We start from the raw sequence: 22,427 nt of genomic DNA on the forward strand, positions 1-22,427 counted from the left end.
CCCGGTTTGGCAGTGTAGGTCTCCCACCTTCGCCGACGATGAGGCTGTCGGCGAAGGTGGGGCCCCTTGCCGTGGTGGGTGAGACGAAAAACGGCAACGGCAGACGCAGATTCCCTTCGGGAATGACACCTAGAAAGCAAGGCGAGGGCAACCGCTAAGGCATGGGGGGTTAGCGGTTGGCCAGGGTTTGTTCGAGGGTCTGGTAGACGTTTGTCGCGACTTCCTGCCAGCTTCGGCCGTGGCGTCTGGAGATGGCTTCCGCGTTCCAGGTTTTGGATAGAACGACGTCGAGGGCTTCGGCGAGGGCTTTGGGATTTTTGGGGGGGACCAGGCGGCCGGCTTCGTCATCCATGAGCTCGGGGATGCCGCCTACGCGGGTGGCGACTACGGGGCGGCCGGAGGCCATGGCTTCGATGACGACGTTGGGGCAGCCTTCGTTGTAGCTGGGGAGAGTCACGAGGTTCGAGGCGGCCATCCAGACGGCTATCCGGGGGGAGAGGCAGGCGGGGATGAAGGTGACGGTCTCGCTTAGATTCAGGCGGGCTACGGCCTGCTCGAGGATGGGCTTGTCGGGGCCGTCGCCGACGAGATAGCAGTGGGTGTCCGGGCGGGTGGCTCGGAGCTGGGACATGGCTTCGACGAGTTCTACAAGGCCTTTGCGGACGTCGAGACGGCCTACGTATACAAGGAAGTCCTGGTGGGGTGGGAGGCCCAGAGAGGCGCGGGCTTCGGCGCGGCCGCGTGGGTAGAAGACGGCGGTGTCGCAGCCGTTGAGCTCGGCTTTGGAGCGGGCTGGGCTTGCGCCGAGGCGACGAGCAGTGTTGCAGAGGTCGTGGCTGACGGTGAGGACGAAGTTGGCCTTGCGAAGAGCGGTGCCGACGTGGCGGGCGACCAAGCGGCCGGGGATGCGGTTGAGGTCGGAGCCGATGGCGGTGAGGACGACGGGGACGTTGAGGGTGCGGCCGATTCGGACGGCGGCGTAGCCGTCGGGATAGATGACGTAGCTGAGGATGAGGTCGGGCTGGAAGGCGCGGACATCCGGGGTGAGGTAGTGGGCGATGGCTAGGCCGTTGAGAGGCCGAGAGACGACCGGGATCAGGGGGTAGGTGACGTAGGTGACGGGGACGTCGGGTGGACGCCAGGTGTGGTCGATATGCTTGCCGCGGCGTGCGGCAGGGGTGAGGAAGAATGGGTACTGGGGGTCAGAACAGAAGACGTGGAGGTCGCACTGTTTTGCGAGGAGGCGGAGGGTCTGGTACGCGGAGTGGCCGGCCCAGGGATTCAGCGAGGTGGGAAAGTAGTCGGTGACTACAGCGACTTTCATGCGCCGAGCTTTCTGAGAGAGCGAAGAAGGGTTGCGTATTGGCCAGCCAACGGGGCCCGGTGATAGGCGGCAATCTTTGCGAGATCGGGGTGGTAGGCCTTCGCTAGATTTTGGGTTCGGGCGATAGCTTCGGTGAAGAGTGTGCCGAGGGCGCAGGGGTCATTGACGGGCGCGGACCAGCCGGCGCCGGTGTCGTCGAGAATGCGGCGGACGTCTCCGGTGGGGTGGACAGCGGCGAGGATGGGACGGGCAGAGCCGAGGTAGTCGAAGAGCTTGGCGGCGACGTTGATGGGGTCGTGGGTGATGAGGAGGAGGTAGGTGGTGGTCTGGATGTGCCGGAGGGCTTCGGCCTGGGGCATGAAGCCGAGAAGCTCGACCTGGGGGCCGAGGCGGAGGAGGGTTTCGCGGAAAGCAGGGGTTTCGATGTAGCCGATGAAGCGGAGCTTGAGGCGCTCGCGCTGATCGGGGGGCAGGGCGAGGATGGCTTCGACGACGGGGGTGGGGTCGGTGGAGTTGTAGACGGTGCCGATGTAGGTGAGGACGGTGGAGTGCTGAGGGATGGTGGGGGCTTTGGCGGTGGGGGGTGGGGTGTCGTAGCCGTTGGGAATGCAGTGGAATTTGCAGGAGGGCTCGGAGGGGTAGCGCTTTTTGACCTCGGCTACGGCGGCGTGGGTGACACAGACGATGGCGGAGGCGTCGCGAATGGCTTCAGACTCGGCCTTGTGGGCGACGGCGCGGGCGCGGGCGTTGTTGTTGAAGCTGACGAGGTCGATGGTGGTGGTGAGCCACTCGTCACGGAAGTCGAGGACGATGGGGAGGTCCGGGAAGGAGTGGCGGAGACGGGTGACGAGGGTGGCGCTCGAGAACGGCGGGACGGTGATGAGGACGAGGTCGATCTTGCGCGAGCGGATGATGCGGCGGGCGGCGGGGAAGGCGAAGGGGAGCCAGCCGATCTGGGGGTCAGGCAGGAGCAGGTTGCCGATGAGGGCTTTGATGGGGTTGGGTTTCGCTATTTTCTTCGGGAGAGAGGGTGCGGCGGCTTTTGTGTTTGCCGAGCGGCGGTTGACGGCTTTCTTGATGGCCTTGCGTAAAGCGAAGGGCAGGTCGAGAGCCCAGGTGCGATGGATATAGATGTCGGGATCGAGCTGAGTGAGGAGCTTCGGGTCGTGGCCTACGGCGGCAGCGTTGCGGGCGGTGAGGACGTCGACCTGAATGCCGTTTGCGGGGAGATACTTGGCGAGCGAGAGGGCGCGCAGGACGCCGACGCCGGCTGCGGGAGGGAAAGAGTAGGTGATGAGGAGGACTCTCATGCTGCACCCGTCCTGGCGTGGATGAGGTTGTCGACGGCGCGGAACATCTCGTAGGCGCTGGCCCAGTGGAGTTCGATGCCTTGCTCGCGGGTGATTTCGTGGATCCACTGGAACATCGGGGCGAGGGTGCCGGGGTTATTGCCGGTGCCGAGTAGGACGGCGGCGTTGTCTTCGCGGGCGCTGTGTCCGTAGAGCTTGAGAAAGATATCATCGCCGACGCGAGGGGCAAGGTCGAGCCACTGGAGGACGCGGTTGCGGGTGGGCGGGTCGTAGCAGGCGAGCTCGCCGGTCTCAAGGCGGGGCGTGAGGCGGTCTTTGAAGCGGATGCCGAGGGGGCCTGTGATCATGAGGAGGTCGCCGCGGCGCCCGCCGCCAATGGTGGCCTCGATACCCTGGTCGAAGCCACGGGGCTTTTCGGGATCGCCAGTGGTCCAGTAGACCTGGTTGAGGATGCGGGACTGCGTGGGCGAGGGGATGGAGGGCATGGTGAAGTCGGCGTAGCAGCCGAGGTCGCGGAGGGCCTGGAGCTCGCCTTTGACGCCGCACCAGAGGCCGTCGGGGCGGGAGTTGTCGAGTGCCCAATTGCCGTGGATGAAGCCGAAGACTCGTTTGCCGTCGTGATCGTGCAGGAGGCCGTGGTTGTTGCGAAGTTGATCGAGGAAGAGGGTCATCTTCTCGCGGAAGGTGTCGACGGTGTCGTGATTGTGGTGGATGTGGACTTCGAGGTCGGTGATCCCGGCGCGGGAGAGTTCGGCGAGGGATTCGACGATGCCCTCGTGGTACTCCTCCTGGGGGTAGAAGAAGGTGAAGCAGGGGGGGCGGCCGTTGGCGTCTTTCGGGGCGTTGTTGGCGATGAGGGGCCAGAGGTTCTGCCAGGCGGCTACGCGGGCGGTGCCGATTTCGACGGAGGATGGGCCGCCAAGGGGCTCGTAGTGGTCGGTGAGGGCAACCCAGAGGCGCTTCGCGGGCCGTCGATTCCGCGCGGTTGCGCGGTGCCTGAGGTACGCCGGTAGCCAGAGGTTTGCGTTCTTTGGATACTTCACTTGGGTCCTATTCGTTTGCTCGGCTTCGAGCGGAGGTCAAGAACAGACAACGGCGACGGCAATTGCAGTAGGCTGATGCGGGGTGCTTGTTCCAACGTATGAAGATCATTCATGTCATCTACAGCATGGAGCTGGGTGGAGCCGAGGTGCTGGTGGCGCAGCTTTGCCGCATGCAGCGGGCGAATGGGCACGATGTTTCTGTCTTTGCGTACTCGAAGCTCGGCTCGGTGGGTGAAGGGCTGCGAGACGAGGGGTTCGAGATCTATGTTCCGGGGGAAGCTCCTCCTGCACGAACGATGCTCCGGTACTATCGGCAGTTTGCGGCTTTGAGACCAGACGTGGTGCACTGTCATAATTCCGCCGCCACGTTGCAGGGGGCGCTGAGCGCGAGGCTCGCTGGAGTGAGGTGTGTGATCTCGACGCGTCATAGCCTGGTGGCTCCGCCGTATGACGTTGCGGGTGAGGTGAAGTACAACCTCATCGCACGATCGTGCGATGTGATTACCGGAATCTGCGAGATCACGTGCGAGAACCTGCGCGGGGGTCCGCTGGCGCAGAAGGAGAAGATCGTCCGGGTATACAACGGGTCTTCGGCGATCGAGCGGGTGGACCTTGCTCCGCTTGGCGATGAGTTCGTGAAGCGCGGGCTGACGCTGGTGTTCGTGGGAAGGCTCGCGGCGGTGAAGGACCTGGGGACGCTGCTGCGGGCCGTGGCGCTGGCGTCGGTGAAGGTGCCGGAGCTGCAGGCCTGGATCGTTGGGGATGGTCCGGTGCGGAAGGATCTGGAGGCGCTGGCGACCGCGCTGGGCGTTGCGGACAGGGTGCGGTTCTGGGGGCAACGGATGGATACGGACCGGTTCTTCTCGGCGGCGGATGTGTTTGCGATGTCGTCGGTGTCGGAGGGTCTGCCGATGTCGTTGCTGCAGGCGATGAGCCTCGGAATTCCGGCGGTGCTGACGGATGTGGGTGGGATGGCGGAGGTGCTCGGGCTGTCGAAGAGCGGGCTGCTTACGCCGGTGGGCGATTCGGTGGCGATGTCGGAGGCGATCGTGCGCCTGGCCGAGGGCCAGGCGCTGAGGGCGGAGTTCGCGAGGCGCGCGGTAGAGACGTATCGGGCCGAGTTTACGCTGGAGCGCATGGATGCGGCGTACATGGCGATTTACCGGGGGGAGTATGAGCTGCCGGTTTGAGCCGGGGGTTCGGGTACGAGTTAGGACTGCTAAGGCTTGGTGATTGGACGGTATGGGTTGCCCACCTTAGCGGACGGTGATGCTGTCCGCGAAAATGGGGCACCCGGCTTCTGGGCGAACTTGCTTCAAGACTGCGTGTGTTTCTGTGAGAAGAGATGGTTGTCCGCAGGGACTAGAGTGGGTAGCCAGATCTTCCAGAGCGGGCCGCGGGTGAACAGGTATGTATAGAGACCGGCGACTGCGGCGGCGTTGAGGACAAGGAGTGCGCTGGCGGGTGAGGCAATCCGGTGAAGGATCGGGATGCGGATCTTGAGGGCGGCGGCTGCCATGAGCCAGAAGGCGGTCTGTGCGATGGCGAAGGTCGCGAATGGGATCGAGTGGAGGCCGAGGAACGCCGACGACATGATCAGGAGAAGGAAGAGGTAGGGAACGACGAGGCGCAGAAGCTTATGCGAGACGAGTTGCAAGAGGACGCGGTTGCGCGGGGTCAGGATCCAGGGGGCGAGGCCGATGAGCTGGAAGTTTCCGGCAAGGGTGCGGACCTTGCGATCGAACTCTCCGGCGGCTTTGGCGGGCCAGCGGTCGACGACGATGGCGGTACGGTCGAGGACGCTGCGGTAGCCCTGGCCGATGACGGAGAGGGGCTGGAACATGTCGTCGAGGATGATGCCCTTTGGCGCGCGGGTGGCGAGAGTGCGGCGCACGGCGTAGAAGCCTCCGTAGACGCCGACGGGTGAGTCGAACTCGGCTTCACAGTTTCGGATGCCCTGCTCGTAGCGCCAGTAGAGGCCGCTGACGGCGGCGGCGGTGGCGTCGTGGCCTACGGTGTCGAGGACTAATTCGCCCGCTACACAGCCGACGGTTGGGTCGGCGAAGTTGGAAAGGAGTTCGGTGAGGGCTCCGGGGGCGATGCGGGGGCGGATGTCGACGAAGAGGAGGATGTCTCCCTGGGCGGCGGCGATGCCCTGGTTGACTGCTTCTGCTTTGCCGGCGTGCTGGTCAAGCACGATGGGGATCATGCGTGGGGATGCTGCGTTGCGCAAGATGTTAGGGGTGGCGTCGGTTGAACCGTCGGAGACGACGATGAGTTCGCGGACGAGGGTGGGATCGAGTGCGAGGAGATGGTCGATCTTGGCGGGGAGCATGGCGGCCCCGTTGTGCACGGCCATGATGATGCTGATGGGTGGCTGGGTGTTGGCGGGCCAGCGGGCGCGGAGCCATGGGCGCGGGTAGAGGCGCGCGAGTGCGGCGATCAAGATTGGATAGCCCGCGTAGGTGTAAAGCACCACGGCGAGCGAGATCCAGAAGATCGATTTCATTGCGCGCCTCGACGGCGGACGATGGTCTTGATGGTCTCGAACATGACGATGAGGTCGAGGCCGAGGGACTGGTGCTTGATGTAGTAGAGGTCGTACTCGAGCTTCTCGCGGGTTTCGGCCATCGTGGCTCCGTAGCCGTAGCGAACCTGCGCCCATCCGGTGAGGCCGGGACGGATGAGGTGGCGGAGGTAGTAGAAGGGCAGGTTCTCCGAGAGCATGGGGACGAACTCGGGACGCTCGGGGCGCGGGCCGACGAAGCTCATGTCGCCACGGAGGATGTTCCAGAGCTGCGGGACTTCGTCGATGCGGGTCTTGCGCATGAAACGACCGATGGGGGTGACGCGTGGATCGTCCTTGGTAGCCCACTTTGCGCCCGCGGCTTCGGCGTCGGTGCGCATGGTTCGGAATTTGACGACCTTGAAGAGGCGTCCGCCGGCTCCGACGCGTGTCTGCTTGAAGAAGATGGGACCCTTGGAAGTCATGCGCACGGCGAGCATAACGAGGGGAAAGAAGGGCGAGAAGAGCAGGAGTCCGGTAGCGGCGGCGAGGATGGAGGCGATCTGCCGGGTGAACTGCTGCGAGGGGCGCATGCGGAAGCCGCTGGCGTAGAGGAAGTCGCTGGGGCGCAGGCCGTCGAGCTGGATCTTGCCGGAGAGGCGCTCGCGGAGGGCTCCGACTTCCTCAACGACGATGCCCTGGAAGCGGAGATTGAGGAGTTCCTGGACTGGGAGTTCGCCGCGATGATGCTCCATGGCCACGATGATGCGATTGACGGGGGGCTTCATCTCGGAGATGCGTTCGAGGGCGTTAATCCAGTGCTGTTTGCGCTCCGACTGTTCGAGCTGGACGTCCTGCCAGTCGACGATCTCCATGCCGACGTCGGGACGGGACTGAAGCGAGGCAACGAGGGTTTTGGCGTATTCGCCGGCCCCGAGGACGTAGACGCGCTCGCAGAAGCGGCGGCGGCTGACCAGCCAGGAGTAGGCCTTGCGCCAGACGATGAGGGCGGGCGTGAGCAGCGTGAAACCTATGAGATAGACGTGCTGCGGCATTGCAGCTTCGGGATAGAAGAAGATCAACGCCGAGAGCACGAAGCAGTCAAAGCCGAGAACGAGCAGGATGCGGAAGTAGATTTCGAGCGGAACGGAGACGATCTGCGGCTCGTAGAGATCGAAGTAGTAAGAGAGCATGACCGAGAGGATGGTCACGCCGGTGATCTTGAGGGCACCCTGCTCGTAGGCGAGGGTGAGGTATGCGTCCGGACCAAGAAGGAAGATCGTGGCAATGAGGAAGCAACTGCTCACAATTAATGCTTCAAAGAAAAACAGCATGACAGTACGCGTGGGATAGTAGACGTTCAGGAAGCGGATCATGGGGTGACGTGCTCCGCTCTATTCTTCGGTGGGACTGTCGTAGCCATAGTAGCCACTCCTCTCAGGGGAATCCTCTACCGCGTTGAGGACGAAACCGAGAACGTTGGAGGCCTTGAGCTCGTTCAGGGCACGCTGTGCTGCTTCGAATTTGGTGACGCCGCCGCGTGCGACGAGGAGGACGCCATCGCAGGCGCGGGCGAGGTTGACTCCGTCGGAGACGAGATTGACGGGGGAGGAATCGACGATGATCCAGTCGAAATGGTCCCTGGCGGCGGTGATGAGGTCGTCGAAGCGGTGATTGCCGGAGAGGTCGGCAGCCTTGTCTCCGCCCATGCCTCCTGCTATGAAGGTGAGGGAGGCGAGACCGGACGTCACCTGATTTCCGGAGCCGGGAACTCTTCCTCGCTGCATGACCTCCTGCATATCGGCTTTGCCGGAGAGGAATTCACTTAGACCCGGATCGCAGGGTGCGCCGAGGAGCTTGTGGAGAGAGGGGCGGCGCATGTCGCCGTCGATGAGCAGGACGCGGCTTGCCTTATGACGGGCGAATGAGATGGCGAGGTTGGCGGCGACGAAGCTCTTGCCTTCCTGGGGATGGCCACTGCTGATGAGGATGGATTTGAGGGTGTGGTTCTCGCGGAACTCCTGCATCCGCGAGCGGAGGCTGCGGAACTGCTCGACGGAGCTGCCGCGGGGTTCGAGCGAGGGAAGCTGTTTAAAGGATGGATCCCAGGTGTAGGTGCGGACCTTGGTGAGTACGGCGACGGGATCGGACTTGCGGATCGCGGTCGGTGCCGGGGAGAGATCGGAGGCAAAACGCGACGCCGAGCGTTGGGGTTCCGTGCTCCGGGGTTGTGTGTTTCGGGCCTCCAGTGGCAGAGGCTCGAAGAGGAGTGCCGGCGAGTCGGTTGTCTCGCTGAGTGCAACTCGGTCCTGTTCGGCGCGGAGAAGCGCTTCGTATATCTTGCTCATGATTCCAGCCCGCCCGGTAGAGTCTCGCTTGTAGTGAAGTCTTCTTGAAGAACGTCAGTTTTGTCGGTCTTCTCGGTCGTATCGCTCTTCATGCTGACTTCGGTGTTGAGCAGAGATGAGGACGAAGCCCGGATCGGCTGCGTTTCCAGATCGAGATCGCGCGAGACGGCGTTGATGATGCCGGCGGGGATGACGCGAAGCTGCTCGACGTACGCGAGGATGAGCGAGTGCTCGCAGAGAAGGTTGACGATGCGAGGGATGCCACGGCTGATGCGGTGGATGGCGGCCACGGCTTCCGGGGAGAAGATTTGCGTGGAGCTCCCGGCGATGGCGAGCCGGCCGGTGATGTAGGCGGCGGTCTGCTCGGCGGTGAGCGCCTGGGTGCGGCACCAGAGCGCAATGCGCTGGCGAAGCTGACGAAGATTGGGCTGGCGAAGCTTGTCTTCGAGTTCGGGCTGTCCGCATAGGATGATCTGGAGGAGCTTCTCGGTGGCGGTCTCGAGGTTGGTAAGGAGGCGGACCTCCTCGAGGAGATCGGCGGAGAGGTTCTGGGCTTCATCGATGACGATGACGCAGGTCTCGTCGCGGCGGAAGCAGTCGAGTACGAAGCGATTGAGCTGGAGAAGCATGCCGGACTTGGTGCGGGCTTCCGGCTTGATGCCGAAGTCAGTGAGGATGAGTTCCAGGAGATCGAGGGCATCGAGACGCGGGTTGAAGATAAAGGACACAAAGACGCGATTGCCGTCGAAGCTGTCGATAGCGCTGCGCAGGAGCGTGGTCTTTCCGGTGCCCACTTCCCCCACGAGGACGATGAAGCCCTTGCGGGCGGAGATCCCGTACTCGAGCCCTGCCAGAGCTTCGCGGACGTGCGGCATGACGTAAAGAAAACGGGGGTCGGGGCTGCTGCCAAACGGATTCGCTTTGAGATCAAAGAAAGTTTTGTACATGCTAGTAGTGTGCCTTGATGAGGGTTTCCTTCGCGGGTGGGAGCCGTTCGATCGTGCGGTCGGGGCGTTCGATTATCTGACTATTCACCCTGGTGTTCTCCGTCTGAATCTCTCCGGAGTACTCGATGACGGCGAGGGTGGGGAGCTTGGTGAAGGCCCAGATATCACGCTCCGAGCGGATCGACGTGTCCTTGTATTCGAGGAAGGCGGTGATCGCGAGGCCGAAGAGCAGGCCGCCGAAGAGGCCGCCGAGGCCGAAAATCCACTTCTTCGGGAAGGTGGGGGCTTCGGGGAGGTTGGGCTCGTCCATGACGCGGAACTGTTCGCCCTGCTGACGCTTCTCGAGGTCGGTCGCCATCTTGGAGTGGTTCATCTTCGTGAGGAGATCGTCGTAGAATTTCTGCGCGGTGTCGTAGTCGCGCGTGAGTTGCTTGTACTGCTCTTCCACGAGAGGGCTGGACTGGATGCGGTCCTGGTAGGTGTGGACCTGGCTTTCGATCTGCTGCTGCTCGCGGCGCTTGGCCTGAATACCGATGTCGGCGGAGTGGATCTGGGCGCGGAGCTGCTGGACGGGCAAGGGGTCGTAGCGGCTTGGTGCGGACACGCCGCCCGCCGAGACGGGCGCCTGCGAGGCGCGTTCCATGGAGCGGCGGATATCAGCGATCTTGTGGCGGACGGCGATGACGTCAGGGTGCTCCGGGGTATAGTGCGCGAGGAGCTCCGCTTCCTGCGACTGGAGAGCAAGAAGCTCGGTCTCCTGGGCCTGGGGGGTCGCGGCCTGCGTGGGGGAGGCGCCGGCGGGGGCGCTCTGAGCGATCTGCGAGAGCATGGATTCCTGATAGGTCTTGTCCTGCTCCATGCGGGCGAGGGCCTGGGTGGCGGCTTCGAGCTGCGTATTCAGGCTGGTGAGCATGTTGAGATTGGGAGCTTCCTGTCCGGGAAGCTTGCCAATGTACTGGCGCTGGAAGTTGGCGAGCTTGGCGTCCTGCTCGTCGAGACTGCGCTTGGCGTCGTCGAGCTGTCCCTTGAGGAAGTCGGTGGTTCCCTGGGAGGATTCTTCGCGGGCGCGGAGATTTTCGGAGAGGAAGAGCGAGGTGATGTCGGCGCAGACGAGCTGGGCGGTGTGGGCATCGTTCGCGGTGAAGGTGATGAAGAATCCGGGAAGGCCGCCGGCGTGGGCGATCTCGGAGTGAATGGGCTTGATGGTGATGTTCTTGCGAGCGAGATCGATGCGGTCGTCCATGTTGGCGCGCTTGGACGGATAGAGGTTGTAGCGCTCGATAACGGGCTGAATGCGCGAACGGCTGAGGATCTGCTCCTTCATGGAGGCGAGACGGCCGTCGAGGTTTTCGGAGATGACGGACTTGACGTACTCGTCGGGCACCTTCTGCTCCTCGATGATGACGAGGGTCTGCGAGACGAAGCGGGGGGCGATCTTGAAGGTGACTGCTACCGCGAGGATGGGCAGGATGATGACGGGGATCGCGATGATCCAACGGCGCCGCTTGAGGATGTCGAGATAGTCTTCGACGACGAGTTTGCGATGGCCAAGCATATGGCTCCTTATTGATGGCCCAGATGAATCAGCGAGGGCGAGTACGTGAGACCCACGCCGACGATGTGGGATATGCCGTTCTGAACATTGACCACGGTGGCAAATCCCTGGGCCGACTGGTTTTGTAGCGAGTAGCTGACAAAGGCCGAGAGGTAGTTGCCGATTTTCCTGTTGGCCTGAAACGACGCCACCTCTATATCGGTCAAAAGTGGCTGCGCGGATAGTCCGGGAAGACTTGCGGTGTGCGTGTAGCCGATGAGGGCGGCGGCATTCCAGTCACGCCCGAGCTTTCTTGTGACATTCGCGGAGAGATTGTTGATCTGAGCGCCCTGCACGACGCCCGAGCCCGAGTTGGTGCCGCGGGAGAAAACCAGGCCGAGGGTCGAGAGCTCGCCGGTATAGGTGGCGTTGGCCTGAACGGCGAGACTGAGGCTGGAGGTAATGCCCGCGGAGCCGGCGGTCCTCTGCGGGCCGAGGGTTACGTCGACCAGAATCCTGCGGTTCACCTGGCGGATGTACTCGAGGTTTGCGCTCTGCGAAGTGAACGAAAAGGAGACGCTTGGATAGGTGAAGCGGGAGTAGGTGTAGTTTGCGCTGATGGTGTTGCGCGCGTCGATGCGATGGGTGACTCCGCCAATCCCGGTGGACTGGTTGTTGTCGATCCCGTTGGCGTCCTGGCCTTCGACAAACCTCTGAATCAGGAACGAGCCCGACCCCTCGACCGTGGTGCTTCCTGTGAGGTTGCGCTGGACGGTCGCGGACGCGTTGTTATTGACGCGCGGCGCGTAGCTGGTCAGGATGCCTTGACCGGAGACGGGTCCGACCTGAACGGCGGTGATGCCAAGATCGCCTATACCCGGGATGCCAGACAGGCCGGTGGTGGGCGCGGTCGGCAGGTAGCTGACGGCGTCCGCGACGATGAAGTGAAATTGCCTGGTCTGGAAGACCTGCGAGAGGGCGAGATTCTGAAAGACGGAGGAGGGCTGGCCGGTGGCGTCTCCCGTGTTTCCGAGATACCCGCCGGAGTAGATCATGCTGAAGGGGTGGACCTCGCTCCGGGAGAGATAGCCGAGATCGCCAGCGATGGAGGTCGAGCCGACGGTCTGGCCGGTTCCGTTGTAGTTGGTGCTGACGCGCTGCGAGGCGCTCAAGGCGAAGTGAAGGCTTCCTTCAAGATCGGGAAGCTGGAAGCCGGGATAGAGAGCGTCCGCGGTGGCTGTGGGCTCAGCCTGACCGTGGGCCTTGATCGCAACGGATGCGATCAGGAGGGAAAGCACGAGTGTCCGACGGCGATCGAGAGTCATCATGGGACCACGATGGTGTCCCCAGGAGAGAGGGTGAGACCCTGCTGATCGCCGTCCTTGAGGGCTTTCTTGTAGTTGAAAGGTATCTTTTCCTGTTTGCCCTGCTCGCCGCGAAGGATGTAGAGATGCTTCGTGTTGGCGAAGGGGGTGAGGCCTCCGGAGGCCGAGATCGCCTGCAGGGGCGTTAGGCCGGGGGTGAGGGGAATGCTGCCAACGTGCTGGACTTCACCCAGCAGATAGATGTGCTTGCTGTTGACGGTGGCGACGGTGATGGTGACGTTGGGATCGTTGATGAATTTTTTGAGACGGTCGGCGAGGTCGGCTCCGAGCGCCATGGGGGTGAGCCCGGCGGCGGGAACATCTCCGATGAGAGAGATAGAGATCATGCCATCGGGACGGACGGGGACATTGCCGGAGAGGCTGGGCTCCTTCCAAACGGTGATGCCGAGGACATCGTCCGGGCCAATGAGATAGCCGGCTGGGACGGGGGCCTTGAGAGATACCGTGGGAGCCTCTGAGCTATCCGTGGCGGAGCGGGAGCCAGGCTTTGCGACGAGGGCGGGCTTAGTCATACTCTGCTGGGCGAGACACAGGGTGGAGAGCGAGAGCAGACTGGCTGAGATGGATCGAAAGACGAGGCTCATAAGTTTTGAACTCTGGCTCGCGTGTCCTTTTGGGAAGCGCTCGCCGGGAAGCTCCAAGAGTGAGTTAGGCAGAATCACTGCGATTGAGAAACAGGGCCAGAGGATACCTTTACAGGGTTACGCCGATTGAGCGCACGCGACCATTGCCCAGAAGTTGTACTGTACTGCATCGAAAAGCAGTTAGTCCCAAAACTGGGCAGAAGGACTGCCCAAGAGGATATGGGTAGGCGAAGGATAGAATCGAAGTATACGGCGTTCAAGAAGCTCCTCGATAAATTGTTCGCAGCCGACGGTGGAGCGATTTACGATAGGGGCACGCCCTGCTTCGGATTGTGAAATTTCTTGTTACGCTTTGCGACGTGACGAATGAGCTTGCCCACTACGACGTACATGATCTATCGGCTGAATTCGGTGTTTTGTGAATGCGGCCCCTCCGGGTATTTGAGCCGCTATGATCCGCTCCCTGGTCGCGGCGGTGTTTCCTGTATCAGCTTGGCGATGGTTGCACATCCTGCCGCGAGAGCGGCGCATCTGGAGTTCTGTCGGAGATGAGGTCGCTCCATTCACCGGCTGTCCGAATCACGCTGTAGAAGCAAGAGGGTGACTGGTGGTCAGGAAAGATGAGAAAAGGGTTTCGATGATCCGAAAGGGCGAGTACGGGAGACGGTTGGCGAGTTCGCTATCCCTTGTGCTCGCGTTTGCCGCAGGATGCAACTACGACCCCAACGTTCGCAAGCAGAAGTACCTGGAAAGTGGGATGCGTTTCGAGAACAGCGGCAAGCTGAACGAGGCGGCGAACCAGTTTTTGAATGCGCTCAAGGTGGATCGGAACTTCACCGACGCTCACTATGAGCTTGCGAAGACCTACCTGAAGATGGGCGAGACACGAGCCGGGCAGTCGGAACTGGTGATCGTGGTGGATGAAAATCCAAATAACTTCGAAGCCCGAATCCAGCTTGGACGGCTCGAGCTTGGGACAGGCTCTCCCGAGCAGGCCGAAGATCAGGCGCGGGTGGTGCTGGCCGTGGAGCCGAACAACCCGGATGCGTTTGCTCTGCTCTCCGATGTGTCCGCAAGCCAGGGGAAGCGAGCCGAGGCTCTCGAACAGATCGAGCATGCGCTTTCGATCGATCCGAACCGTTCGGCGTTCCATACACAGCTTGGCATGTTGGAGAGCGGAGATGCGCAAGGTACCGCGGTGGCGGAGCAGGAGATGCATACGGCTATGCAGCTTGACCCCAAGGATCCGAACGCGCCGATGATGCTGGCGGCGATGCTCGAGAAGAAGGGCGACCTGAAAGGGGCGGAAGAGCAGGACCTTTCCGCGATCAAGATTGCTCCGAAGAATCTGAACGCGAGGGCGAGCCTGGCAGGGGTGTATCGACGGGCGGGCGATCGGATTGCCGCAGAGCAGACGCTGCGAAAAGCGGTGGAGGATCTTCCGGACAACGATGACGCCGCGAATCTGCTGAGCGCGTACTACGTGCAGGACGGGCTGATCGACCACGCGGAGATTGTGTTCGAAGAGCTGTCGGCGTCGTATGCGAAGAGCGCAGCGATCAGGCTGGCATATGCGCGGATGCTGATCAGCAAGAACGACTATAGCAGGGCGTCGCAGATCGCGGACCAGGTACGGAAGATTGCGGCCGATGACCCGGACTACGCGATTCTGAATGCAACCATTCTGGTTCACGCCGGGAAGGGGAGCGAAGCATTTGAAGTTCTGCAGGCCGCAGCGAAGAAATTTCCAGAGAACGCGCCCTTGCAGGTTGCACTGGGCAAGGTGGCACGGCTGGGAGGCGATGTGAGGACGGCGGAGGCAAGCTTTCGCCGGGCGGCGGTATTGCAGCCTGGAAGTGTAGAGGCGCAGGAGGGGCTAGCAGAGATCGCAAATGGCCGAGGGGATTCCGCGCTGCTGACGCAGGTGGCGGAGACGACGATCGCGCTGCATCCGAGCTACTCCGATGCTTATGTGTGGCGGGGGACGGCGGAGGCGAACCAGAACCTGTATGAGAAGGCGGAGGCGGACTTTCAGACCTCCATCAAGCTCAATCCGAATAACGCGTCGGCGCTTACCGAGCTTGGTCAGCTTCGGTTGCGGGAGCAGCATGCCTCCGAGGGGACGGCGCTGCTGGAAGAGGCATTGACGAAGGATGCGAACGCGAAGACGGCGCTGCAGCAGCTTGTGGCGTATGTCTACACGAAGCAGCCGGCGATGGCCATGGCGCGGCTTCAGGAGCAGGTGAAGAAGGCCCCGGAGAGCAGCGATGTCCGGGTACAACTCGCCACGATGCAGCTCTCGCGGAAGGATTTCAGCGATGCCAGCGCCAGTGCGCAGAAGGGGATGGAGCTGGACCCGACGAACAGGGAGGCCCTCCAGGTGTATGCGCAGGCGGAGTTTGGCCTTGGACACCCGGACGTTGCGATTCATGTCTGGGATGGCTGGATCAGCGGTCATCCGAAAGACGCGGAGGCGACCTCGATGGCGGGGTTGCTGGAAGAGGCGTCTGGAGACCAGAAGAAAGCGATGACCTGGTACAGGCGCAGCCTCGAGCTCGATCCGGAGCAGGGACTGGCCGCGAATAATCTGGCTTACCTGATGGTGCAGAACGGGCAGAGCGTCGATGCAGCGCTTGCGCTTGCGCAGACGGCGCGGCGGCGGGAGCCGAACTCGGCGAATACCGCGGATACGCTAGGGTGGGTTTACTTCCACAAAGGGACATACCCTCTCGCTCGCGATCTGCTAGAGAGCGCTCTGAAGCAGAGTCCGGAGAACGCTTCGATCAACTACCACTTGGGGATGACGTACCTGAAGCTGGGGAATAAGGCGGATGCAGCGATGCACCTGAAGAAAGCGGTGTCGCTCGCGCCGAAGACGCAGATCGCTAAAGACGCGGGAGCAGCCCTGGCACAGATGGGCTGAGCTTCGCCGAGACTGGGCAAAGGGATACCGTACGCTTTCGCGCACGGTATCCCTGTTTGCCGGCTTGCTAGATGGTGCGACGTCTGCGGAGCACGACGGCCGCGGCACAGATGAGTCCGGTGCCAAGAAGGATCAGGCTGCTTGGCTCGAGGCTGCCGGTCGACGCAGCGGGGGAAGCTCCGACCTGAAATGCGCGGCCACCGTTGGACTGCGTGGGGATGCCAGAGCGCATCGCGGGATCCTGGAAGCCGGCTTCAGCTGCGAGATCGGTGGTACCGGTGGGCGGGGTGCGAGGGTGCGGGGAAGAACCTGCGACGACCGGTGGGGTGGTTTCAAGAGTGACGGCGAGGAGATGGTTAACTTCCGTCGTACCGCTCGAGAGAGGGAAGAGTGTGGAGTTGGCGGTGGCGTTGTCGAAGCTGAAGGGCTGGGATAGCTTGTTGGGAGAACCTTGATCGGATGTGCTCTTGACGTTTGGGTAGAGGCTCCCGGGGATCGGATCGGCGTTTGCGACTTGGGAGAAAGGGAGAAGTAGAACGCAAAAGAGAGGCAAGGTTTTGAGGCTTTTCATGAAAGCTCCTGATTTCCCCCCTGATGTACGGGGGTAACGTTGGTGCAAGAGGGACGGCAAGATCTTCTCCGGCTTCGTCCATCGAAAACTTGTGAGACCACATGCAACAGTGAACCGGTCGAACTGTCTCAGGGGCGGCCTTCTGTTGTCTGCTGACTCTATCGGGGCCCACTGCCTAAAGCGTTTGTAATCGCGAACAGATGGAAGCTTACCGCGTTGATCCATGCAGAACACTGGGTTGTTACTAAAGAATGGTTCCTTCGCGCCATTCGAGTTATTCGGTAAGCAGCCGACGTTACCTGCCGACTTTAACTTTTCTCTTACGGCCTGAGAGTGCGTTTGGATCTATCGAAAATTATTTTTCAAGTTCGGCCGCAATCAGAGTATTTTTATTGCTGAAAATTTAGTAGCTCATTACTTAGGTTAAAAATTAAAATTCATCTTGAAACTTACCTTGGCACTTTGAAACAGAAGCGATAGACTACGGTCAATACCACTGAAGTTGTAGAGCCTCCGGGCTGCAGTTTTATCATTTTTCTCAAACTGCAAGCGTTTTCGCTGGCATATCCTTTCCTGGTTCAACAGGTAATCCGCTTTTTAGGCCCTTTTGCGGCACTAACTTATTGTAAGTCGAACTTAGCCCATGCCTTCCGGGTTCTTCAAGTACACATAGTAGCTCGCAGGCGACGCGCTGGCACTTGCACCTACGGGGATTAGCAAAAGCCAAAGTTGTATAGCAGGTTTGTTCATGGTCACTGAAGATTCATCAAGATCCGCCGATTGCTCCGCTGTTTTTTTCTGCTTCTGTCTTCAATAAAAGGACCTCCATGCTCGTTCGGTTTTTGAGGCGTACGTCGGTTGCACTTCTTTCCATTCTGATCCTGTGCTTGCCGGGCCTCAGTCTCGCACAGAAGGTAACGATCACGCCGGGTTACCTGGACGTTGCTCCTGGACAGAAGGTTCAGTATGCGGCGGCGGTTACCGGACTGGCGAACCGCGCTGTCACCTGGGAGGTGTCAGAGATCGTGGGCGGGACCGCGGCGCTGGGCAGGATTACGGCGGCGGGGGTCTACACCGCGCCGCTCGCCGTTCCGTCGAGCGGCGTGACGATTACGGCTATTGCTTCAGACCGCAAGACGTCAGCTTCCGTCTACGTGAATGTGGCGGGCGTGGGGCCGACGCTCCAATCCTTTTCCCCGAATCCGGTCTACATCGGGACGTATACGATGACCCTGACCGGGTCTGGATTCAAGCGGGGCATGGTGGTGATGGCGGGCGGGGTTGACCTGCAGACTACCTACGTCAACTCTTCAAAAGCGACCGTGGTCGGCTGGCAGGCGGCGGTTGGAACGGTAGCTTTCCAGGCGAAGAATCCCGGGACGCTGTTGGGACCGGCACTTGCCATTGCGTTCAAGAGCAAGACGCCGCAGGCAATATCGCCAGCGGTGCTCACCCTTCCCCTGGGTGGCAAGGAACAGTTCGTCTCTGACGGGGCGACAAGCTGGACCGCAAATGTGGGGACGATTACCACTGGTGGACGTTACACAGCTCCGGCAAAGATGCCGCTGATGCACACAGCGCTCATCACAGCGACTGGTAATGATGGAGCGGCTGTTGCGACGGTGACATTGGTTGTTCCGCAGACGATCTCTCCGGTAAGCGCGTCCGTGAAGCTTGGGGCGACCCAGCAATTTAGCTCCCCCGGTGCGACGAACTGGACGGCCAGTTCTGGGACCATCAGTGCGAAAGGTCTCTTTACCGCCTCGATGACGCGTCCCGCTTCGGGGACCGCTACCATTACTGCCAAAGGGCCTGGTGGCTCGGCTTCGGCGATCGTGAAATTGATCGCACCGCAAGCAGTCGCACCGCTTACAGCTTCCGTGATGCTTGGCAAGACGCAGCAGTTTACTTCAGCTGGAGCGACTTCGTGGAAGGCGACTGCCGGTACGATCACTTCGGCTGGATTCTATACGGCTCCCGCGGTGATGCCTGTCTCGAAGGGTGTGACCGTCACGGCTACGGGATCCGGCGGGTCAGCTTCGGCGACGGTAACACTGGTCGGTACGCAGGTGATTTCGCCTGTCACGGTTTCGCTCGCGCTGGGTAAGTCGCAGCAGTTCACCTCGGCTGGGGCGACGTCGTGGTCGGCCTCGGCTGGGACTATCACCTCGACCGGGCTTTACACGGCTCCTGGTACGGCGATCTCATCGGGGATGGTGACGATTACGGCTACGGGTGCGGGTGGGTCGGCTACGGCCAAAGTGACGCTGCCGTCCACGCAGACGATTAGCCCGACGAGTGCCTCGATTTATCTGGGAGCAACGCAGTTGTTTGTCTCCCCAGGTGCGACCTCGTGGACCGCGACTGCCGGAACGATCCTGGCCGGTGTCTACGTTGCTCCGCTGGTGATGCCGGCATCGGGCAGCGCGACGATTACGGCGACCGGGGCTGGTGGTTCAGCTTCGGCGACGGTGAGCCTATTGGGGACGCAGACGATTCTGCCGACGAGTGTCTCGCTTGCGCTGGGCGGAAAACAGCAATTTGTCTCGGTGGGTGCTACTTCGTGGACGGCGAGCGCGGGAACGATTACCTCTACAGGGCTTTACACTGCTCCGGCGACGGCGCCTTCGGTGAGCATCACGGTGACCGCGAGCGGGCCTGGTGGTTCGGCTTCCGCGTCGGTTACTCTTCCTTCGTCTTCGCTTATGGTCAGTTCCGTTGCGGGTGGAACGCTTCCTCTCGGGATCTTTAGCACGACGATAGGCGGCGCGGGGTTCACGTCCGCGTCGGTTGCATCTATCAATGGCGTGGCGCTGCGCACGACCTACAAGAGCGCTTCGTCCTTGGCTATCTCGGGATTTTCGGGGACAGCGGGTACGGCTTCGCTGACGGTGAGCAATGGTAGTGCGACCTCGGCTCCTCTGCTGGTGACAGTGGGTGTTGCGAATCCGCTTGCTTCGCCCTCGGCTGCGAGACGCTTCCTGGAGCAGGGCGCGTTTGGTCCGACTCCAACGGATGCGGCTCATGTGCAGACGATCGGCGAGGCTGCCTGGATCACCGAGCAACTCAAGATGGCACAGGTTTCGAATTACAGCAGCATTACGACGGACCAGGACGGGATGCCGAACCATTTCCTGACGAACGCGGTGATGAATTCGGATCAACTTCGTCAGAGAGTGGCCTTCGCGCTGAGCCAGATCTTCGTAACTTCGCTCGACAAGATTATCTGGAACAGCAACATGATCCTATTCCAGAACATGCTGCTGGCGGATGCGTTCACGAACTACCGGCAGATCATGGCGGATGTGACGCTGAGTCCGGCGATGGGGCAGTACCTGGACATGGCGAACAACGCGGCGGCAGATCCGACGATCGGGAGCGCGGCGAACGAAAACTATGCTCGTGAGTTGATGCAGCTGTTCACGATTGGGACGAACGCTCTCAACGCGGACGGCTCGACGCAACTGGACGCCAATGGACTTCCGATTCCGAACTATGTTCAGTCGAACATCAGCGAGTTTGCGCGCGTGTACACGGGATGGACGTATGCTCCGGGGGCTGGAACGCCGGTGGAGTGGGGCGCTTATATCACGTCGAATGGGCCGATGGTTCCTTACACGCCAGAGCATGATTTTGGATCGAAGCAATTGCTTTACGGGGTTACTTCGCCTGCGGGAGTTACGCCGCTACAGGATCTGAACAACGCTCTCGACAGTATCTTTAGCAGCCCGAGCATCGCGCCGTTCGTGAGCAAGCAGTTGATCCAGCACCTGGTGAAGAGCAACCCAAGCCCGGCGTATGTTGCCCGTGTCTCGGCGGCTTTCAACAACAACGGCAAAGGCGTCAAGGGAGATATGCAGGCGGTGATTACGGCGATCCTGATGGACCCCGAGGCTCGCGCTAACGATGCAGGCGGTAAGGATCTCCCTACGGATGGACACCTGCAGGAACCGGCGCTGTTCATCGCGGGGATGGTTCGGGCGTTTGGCGGACAGATGACGGACGAGAACTACTATGCGGACGAATTGGCGGAGATGGGGCAGGACCTGTTCAGCTCGCCGAGCGTCTTCAACTATTACGCGCCGAACTACATGGTGCCCGGGACTGCGCTGCTTGGACCAGAGTTCCAGATCAACACGCCGAATAATGCCCTGGTACGCGTGAATGAGGTGAGCACGCTGATGTACAGCGAGTGGGCTGACTCGGTTCAGGATAACGGCCCGGGGACTACGGTCGACCTAACGCCTTATGTTCCCCTTACCACGAATATTTCGACGCTGATCGATGCGCTTGACCTCACGCTGACGCATGGGACGATGCCGACGGCGATGAAGGCGGCGATCGTCACGGCGGTTTCGGCGGAGGACCAGGGTAGTTTGCGGCAGGTGCAGACGGCCTGCTACCTCATTCTTACTTCGAACTATTACAACGTCTGGCACTAAATGTCGCGGTTTCACCTTGTAGCAAGGCACAAAGACTTCAGGAGGATTTTCCAATGGCTGTTCGTACCAGGCGTGAATTTTTGCAGAGCTCGCTGAAGTCGGTTGTGGCGCTGGGAACGGCGGGAGCGATGGCGAAGTTCGGCGAGATGAGCGCGCTTGCCAGCACGGGAACGGGTTACCAGGCGCTGGTGTGCATTTTTCTCGCGGGTGGGAACGATGGGCATAATACCGTGATTCCAATCAGCACGGCGCAGCAGAACTATAGCCTGTATCAACAAGGGCGGCAGGGGTTGGCGCTGGCTCAGGCTTCGCTTCTGCCCATCGCGAACGGGAACGATGTGTACGGGCTGCATCCGAGCCTTGTGGAGATCCAGAAGCTGTATACGTCGGGCAAAGCGGCTGTGCTGGCAAACGTCGGCAACCTGGTGGCGCCGGTGACACGGGCGGGATTCGCGAGCAACAATAGCGCGCTGGTGCCTTCGGCGCTGTTCTCGCACTCGGACCAGAGCAGCCAGTGGCAAAGCGCGATTCCGAATGGAATCGCCACCACAGGCTGGGGCGGTCGTATTACGGACATGATGCAGAGCCAAAACGCGGGGGCACAGTTTCCGCCGATTACTACGACTTCGAGCTGCGGGCTCTTCTGCACGGGAGCGCAGACGTTTCCGGCGACGGTGCCTCCGCCGCCAGTTGGGACAACGTCCGGCACCGGTATGGCGACGATCAACGTTGTGCAGAACTCACCGGCGGCCGCGGCTGGGATGCAGCAGCTTCTTACCTTCGATAATGGTTTGCAGCTTGTGCAGGCAGGGAACTCGATTGTGACGCGGGCGAACACGTACGCAAACACGATGACGGGGCTGCTGGCGAACGTGAAGCTGCAGACGGCGTTTCCCGCGGGGAATCCTCTGGCGGCGCAGTTGCAGACGGTAGCGCAGGTGATGTCGGTTCGCAACCAGCTTGGGTTGACGCGGCAGATTTTCTTCTGCCAGCTTGGCAGCTTCGATACGCACAGCGGGCAGCTCGAGACGCAGGTTGCGCTCCTACAGCAGCTCAGCCAGGCTGTGTCGGCGTTTTACACGGCGACGCAGGAGCTTGCAATCGACCAAAATGTTACGACGTTTACGGCCTCGGAGTTTGGGCGGACGTTGACGCCGAGCGGGACAGACGGCTCGGATCACGCGTGGGGAAGCCATCACTTCATCCTTGGGAGTGGCGTGCAGGGTGGCAAGTTCTTCGGGACGTTTCCTTCGCTTGTGCCGGGCAGCGATAACGACGCCAATACGCGAGGCACACTAATTCCGACGACTGCGATCGCGCAGTATGGCGCTACGCTGGCGGAGTGGTTTGGTGTGAGCGCGGCGAGTCTGCCCACGATCTTTCCGAACGTGGCGAACTTCGCGTCGCCTACTCTCAGCTTTATGGGATAGAACGTCGAAGAACGATTGATAGGTAAACCTGTTGGGAACCGCTCGCGGCGGGCTCAATTCACTTGTGGGCGGAGACGGCG

At 61.3% G+C, this 22,427-nt stretch carries 15 protein-coding genes; 4 read left to right on the forward strand and 11 right to left on the reverse strand.

Features of this window, described 5'->3' with window-relative positions; all coding sequences use genetic code 11:
• Nucleotides 1-169: 169 nt before the first annotated feature.
• The 3 genes from GRAN_RS17490 to GRAN_RS17500 are packed head-to-tail and all read right to left on the reverse strand — an operon-like array spanning nucleotide 170 to nucleotide 3,677.
• Nucleotides 170-1,324: a glycosyltransferase gene (locus GRAN_RS17490; protein ID WP_128914346.1), complete on the reverse strand. Its 1,155-nt coding sequence runs from the start codon at nucleotides 1,322-1,324 to the stop codon at nucleotides 170-172.
• The gene (locus tag GRAN_RS17495; RefSeq protein WP_128914347.1) at nucleotides 1,321-2,634 is read right to left on the reverse strand and encodes a glycosyltransferase; all 1,314 of its coding nucleotides are present in this window, start codon (nucleotides 2,632-2,634) and stop codon (nucleotides 1,321-1,323) included. Before GRAN_RS17495 ends, GRAN_RS17490 begins: the two co-directional genes overlap by 4 nt.
• Nucleotides 2,631-3,677: a hypothetical protein gene (locus GRAN_RS17500; RefSeq protein ID WP_128914348.1), complete on the reverse strand. Its 1,047-nt coding sequence runs from the start codon at nucleotides 3,675-3,677 to the stop codon at nucleotides 2,631-2,633. Before GRAN_RS17500 ends, GRAN_RS17495 begins: the two co-directional genes overlap by 4 nt.
• A gap of 98 nt (nucleotides 3,678-3,775) precedes the next feature.
• Between GRAN_RS17500 and GRAN_RS17505 the strand changes: the two genes are divergently transcribed.
• Nucleotides 3,776-4,867 (forward strand): glycosyltransferase, encoded by a 1,092-nt coding sequence (locus GRAN_RS17505; protein ID WP_128914349.1) that lies wholly within the window; start codon nucleotides 3,776-3,778, stop codon nucleotides 4,865-4,867.
• 125 nt (nucleotides 4,868-4,992) lie between these two features.
• On the opposite strand, the gene GRAN_RS17510 is transcribed toward GRAN_RS17505, so the two are convergent.
• The 7 genes from GRAN_RS17510 to GRAN_RS17540 are packed head-to-tail and all read right to left on the reverse strand — an operon-like array spanning nucleotide 4,993 to nucleotide 12,981.
• Nucleotides 4,993-6,186, reverse strand: a complete 1,194-nt coding sequence (locus GRAN_RS17510; protein WP_128914350.1) for a glycosyltransferase — start codon at nucleotides 6,184-6,186, stop codon at nucleotides 4,993-4,995.
• On the reverse strand, nucleotides 6,183-7,559 hold the full coding sequence (locus GRAN_RS17515) for a sugar transferase (protein ID WP_128914351.1): 1,377 nt from the start codon (nucleotides 7,557-7,559) through the stop codon (nucleotides 6,183-6,185). Before GRAN_RS17515 ends, GRAN_RS17510 begins: the two co-directional genes overlap by 4 nt.
• 18 nt (nucleotides 7,560-7,577) lie before the next feature.
• Nucleotides 7,578-8,531, reverse strand: coding sequence for a tyrosine-protein kinase family protein (locus GRAN_RS17520; protein WP_128914352.1), 954 nt, complete (start codon nucleotides 8,529-8,531; stop codon nucleotides 7,578-7,580).
• Nucleotides 8,528-9,478 carry an ExeA family protein gene (locus GRAN_RS17525; RefSeq protein ID WP_128914353.1) on the reverse strand — a complete coding sequence of 317 codons (951 nt, stop codon included), beginning with the start codon at nucleotides 9,476-9,478 and terminating at the stop codon, nucleotides 8,528-8,530. Before GRAN_RS17525 ends, GRAN_RS17520 begins: the two co-directional genes overlap by 4 nt.
• Nucleotide 9,479: 1 nt before the next feature.
• Nucleotides 9,480-11,033, reverse strand: coding sequence for a GumC family protein (locus tag GRAN_RS17530; RefSeq protein ID WP_128914354.1), 1,554 nt, complete (start codon nucleotides 11,031-11,033; stop codon nucleotides 9,480-9,482).
• An 8-nt stretch (nucleotides 11,034-11,041) separates the two neighbouring features.
• Nucleotides 11,042-12,340, reverse strand: a complete 1,299-nt coding sequence (locus tag GRAN_RS17535; RefSeq protein ID WP_128914355.1) for a hypothetical protein — start codon at nucleotides 12,338-12,340, stop codon at nucleotides 11,042-11,044.
• The gene (locus tag GRAN_RS17540; RefSeq protein WP_192898038.1) at nucleotides 12,337-12,981 is read right to left on the reverse strand and encodes a polysaccharide biosynthesis/export family protein; all 645 of its coding nucleotides are present in this window, start codon (nucleotides 12,979-12,981) and stop codon (nucleotides 12,337-12,339) included. Before GRAN_RS17540 ends, GRAN_RS17535 begins: the two co-directional genes overlap by 4 nt.
• Before the next feature lie 637 nt (nucleotides 12,982-13,618).
• Between GRAN_RS17540 and GRAN_RS17545 the strand changes: the two genes are divergently transcribed.
• Nucleotides 13,619-15,904 (forward strand): tetratricopeptide repeat protein, encoded by a 2,286-nt coding sequence (locus GRAN_RS17545; protein WP_128914356.1) that lies wholly within the window; start codon nucleotides 13,619-13,621, stop codon nucleotides 15,902-15,904.
• Between the two features lie 67 nt (nucleotides 15,905-15,971).
• Here the strand turns inward: GRAN_RS17545 and GRAN_RS17550 are convergent, their stop codons facing one another.
• Nucleotides 15,972-16,475, reverse strand: coding sequence for a PEP-CTERM sorting domain-containing protein (locus GRAN_RS17550; protein ID WP_161571022.1), 504 nt, complete (start codon nucleotides 16,473-16,475; stop codon nucleotides 15,972-15,974).
• Nucleotides 16,476-17,362: 887 nt separating this feature from the next.
• On the opposite strand from GRAN_RS17550, the gene GRAN_RS17555 reads away from it, so the two are divergent.
• Nucleotides 17,363-20,917: a DUF1800 family protein gene (locus GRAN_RS17555; protein WP_161571023.1), complete on the forward strand. Its 3,555-nt coding sequence runs from the start codon at nucleotides 17,363-17,365 to the stop codon at nucleotides 20,915-20,917.
• 53 nt (nucleotides 20,918-20,970) lie between these two features.
• Entirely contained in the window at nucleotides 20,971-22,347 is a 1,377-nt protein-coding gene (locus GRAN_RS17560) for a DUF1501 domain-containing protein (protein ID WP_128914359.1), read from the forward strand.
• Nucleotides 22,348-22,427 lie beyond the last annotated feature (80 nt).

The sequence above is a fragment of the Granulicella sibirica genome (genome assembly GCF_004115155.1).
Lineage (GTDB): Bacteria > Acidobacteriota > Terriglobia > Terriglobales > Acidobacteriaceae > Edaphobacter > Edaphobacter sibiricus.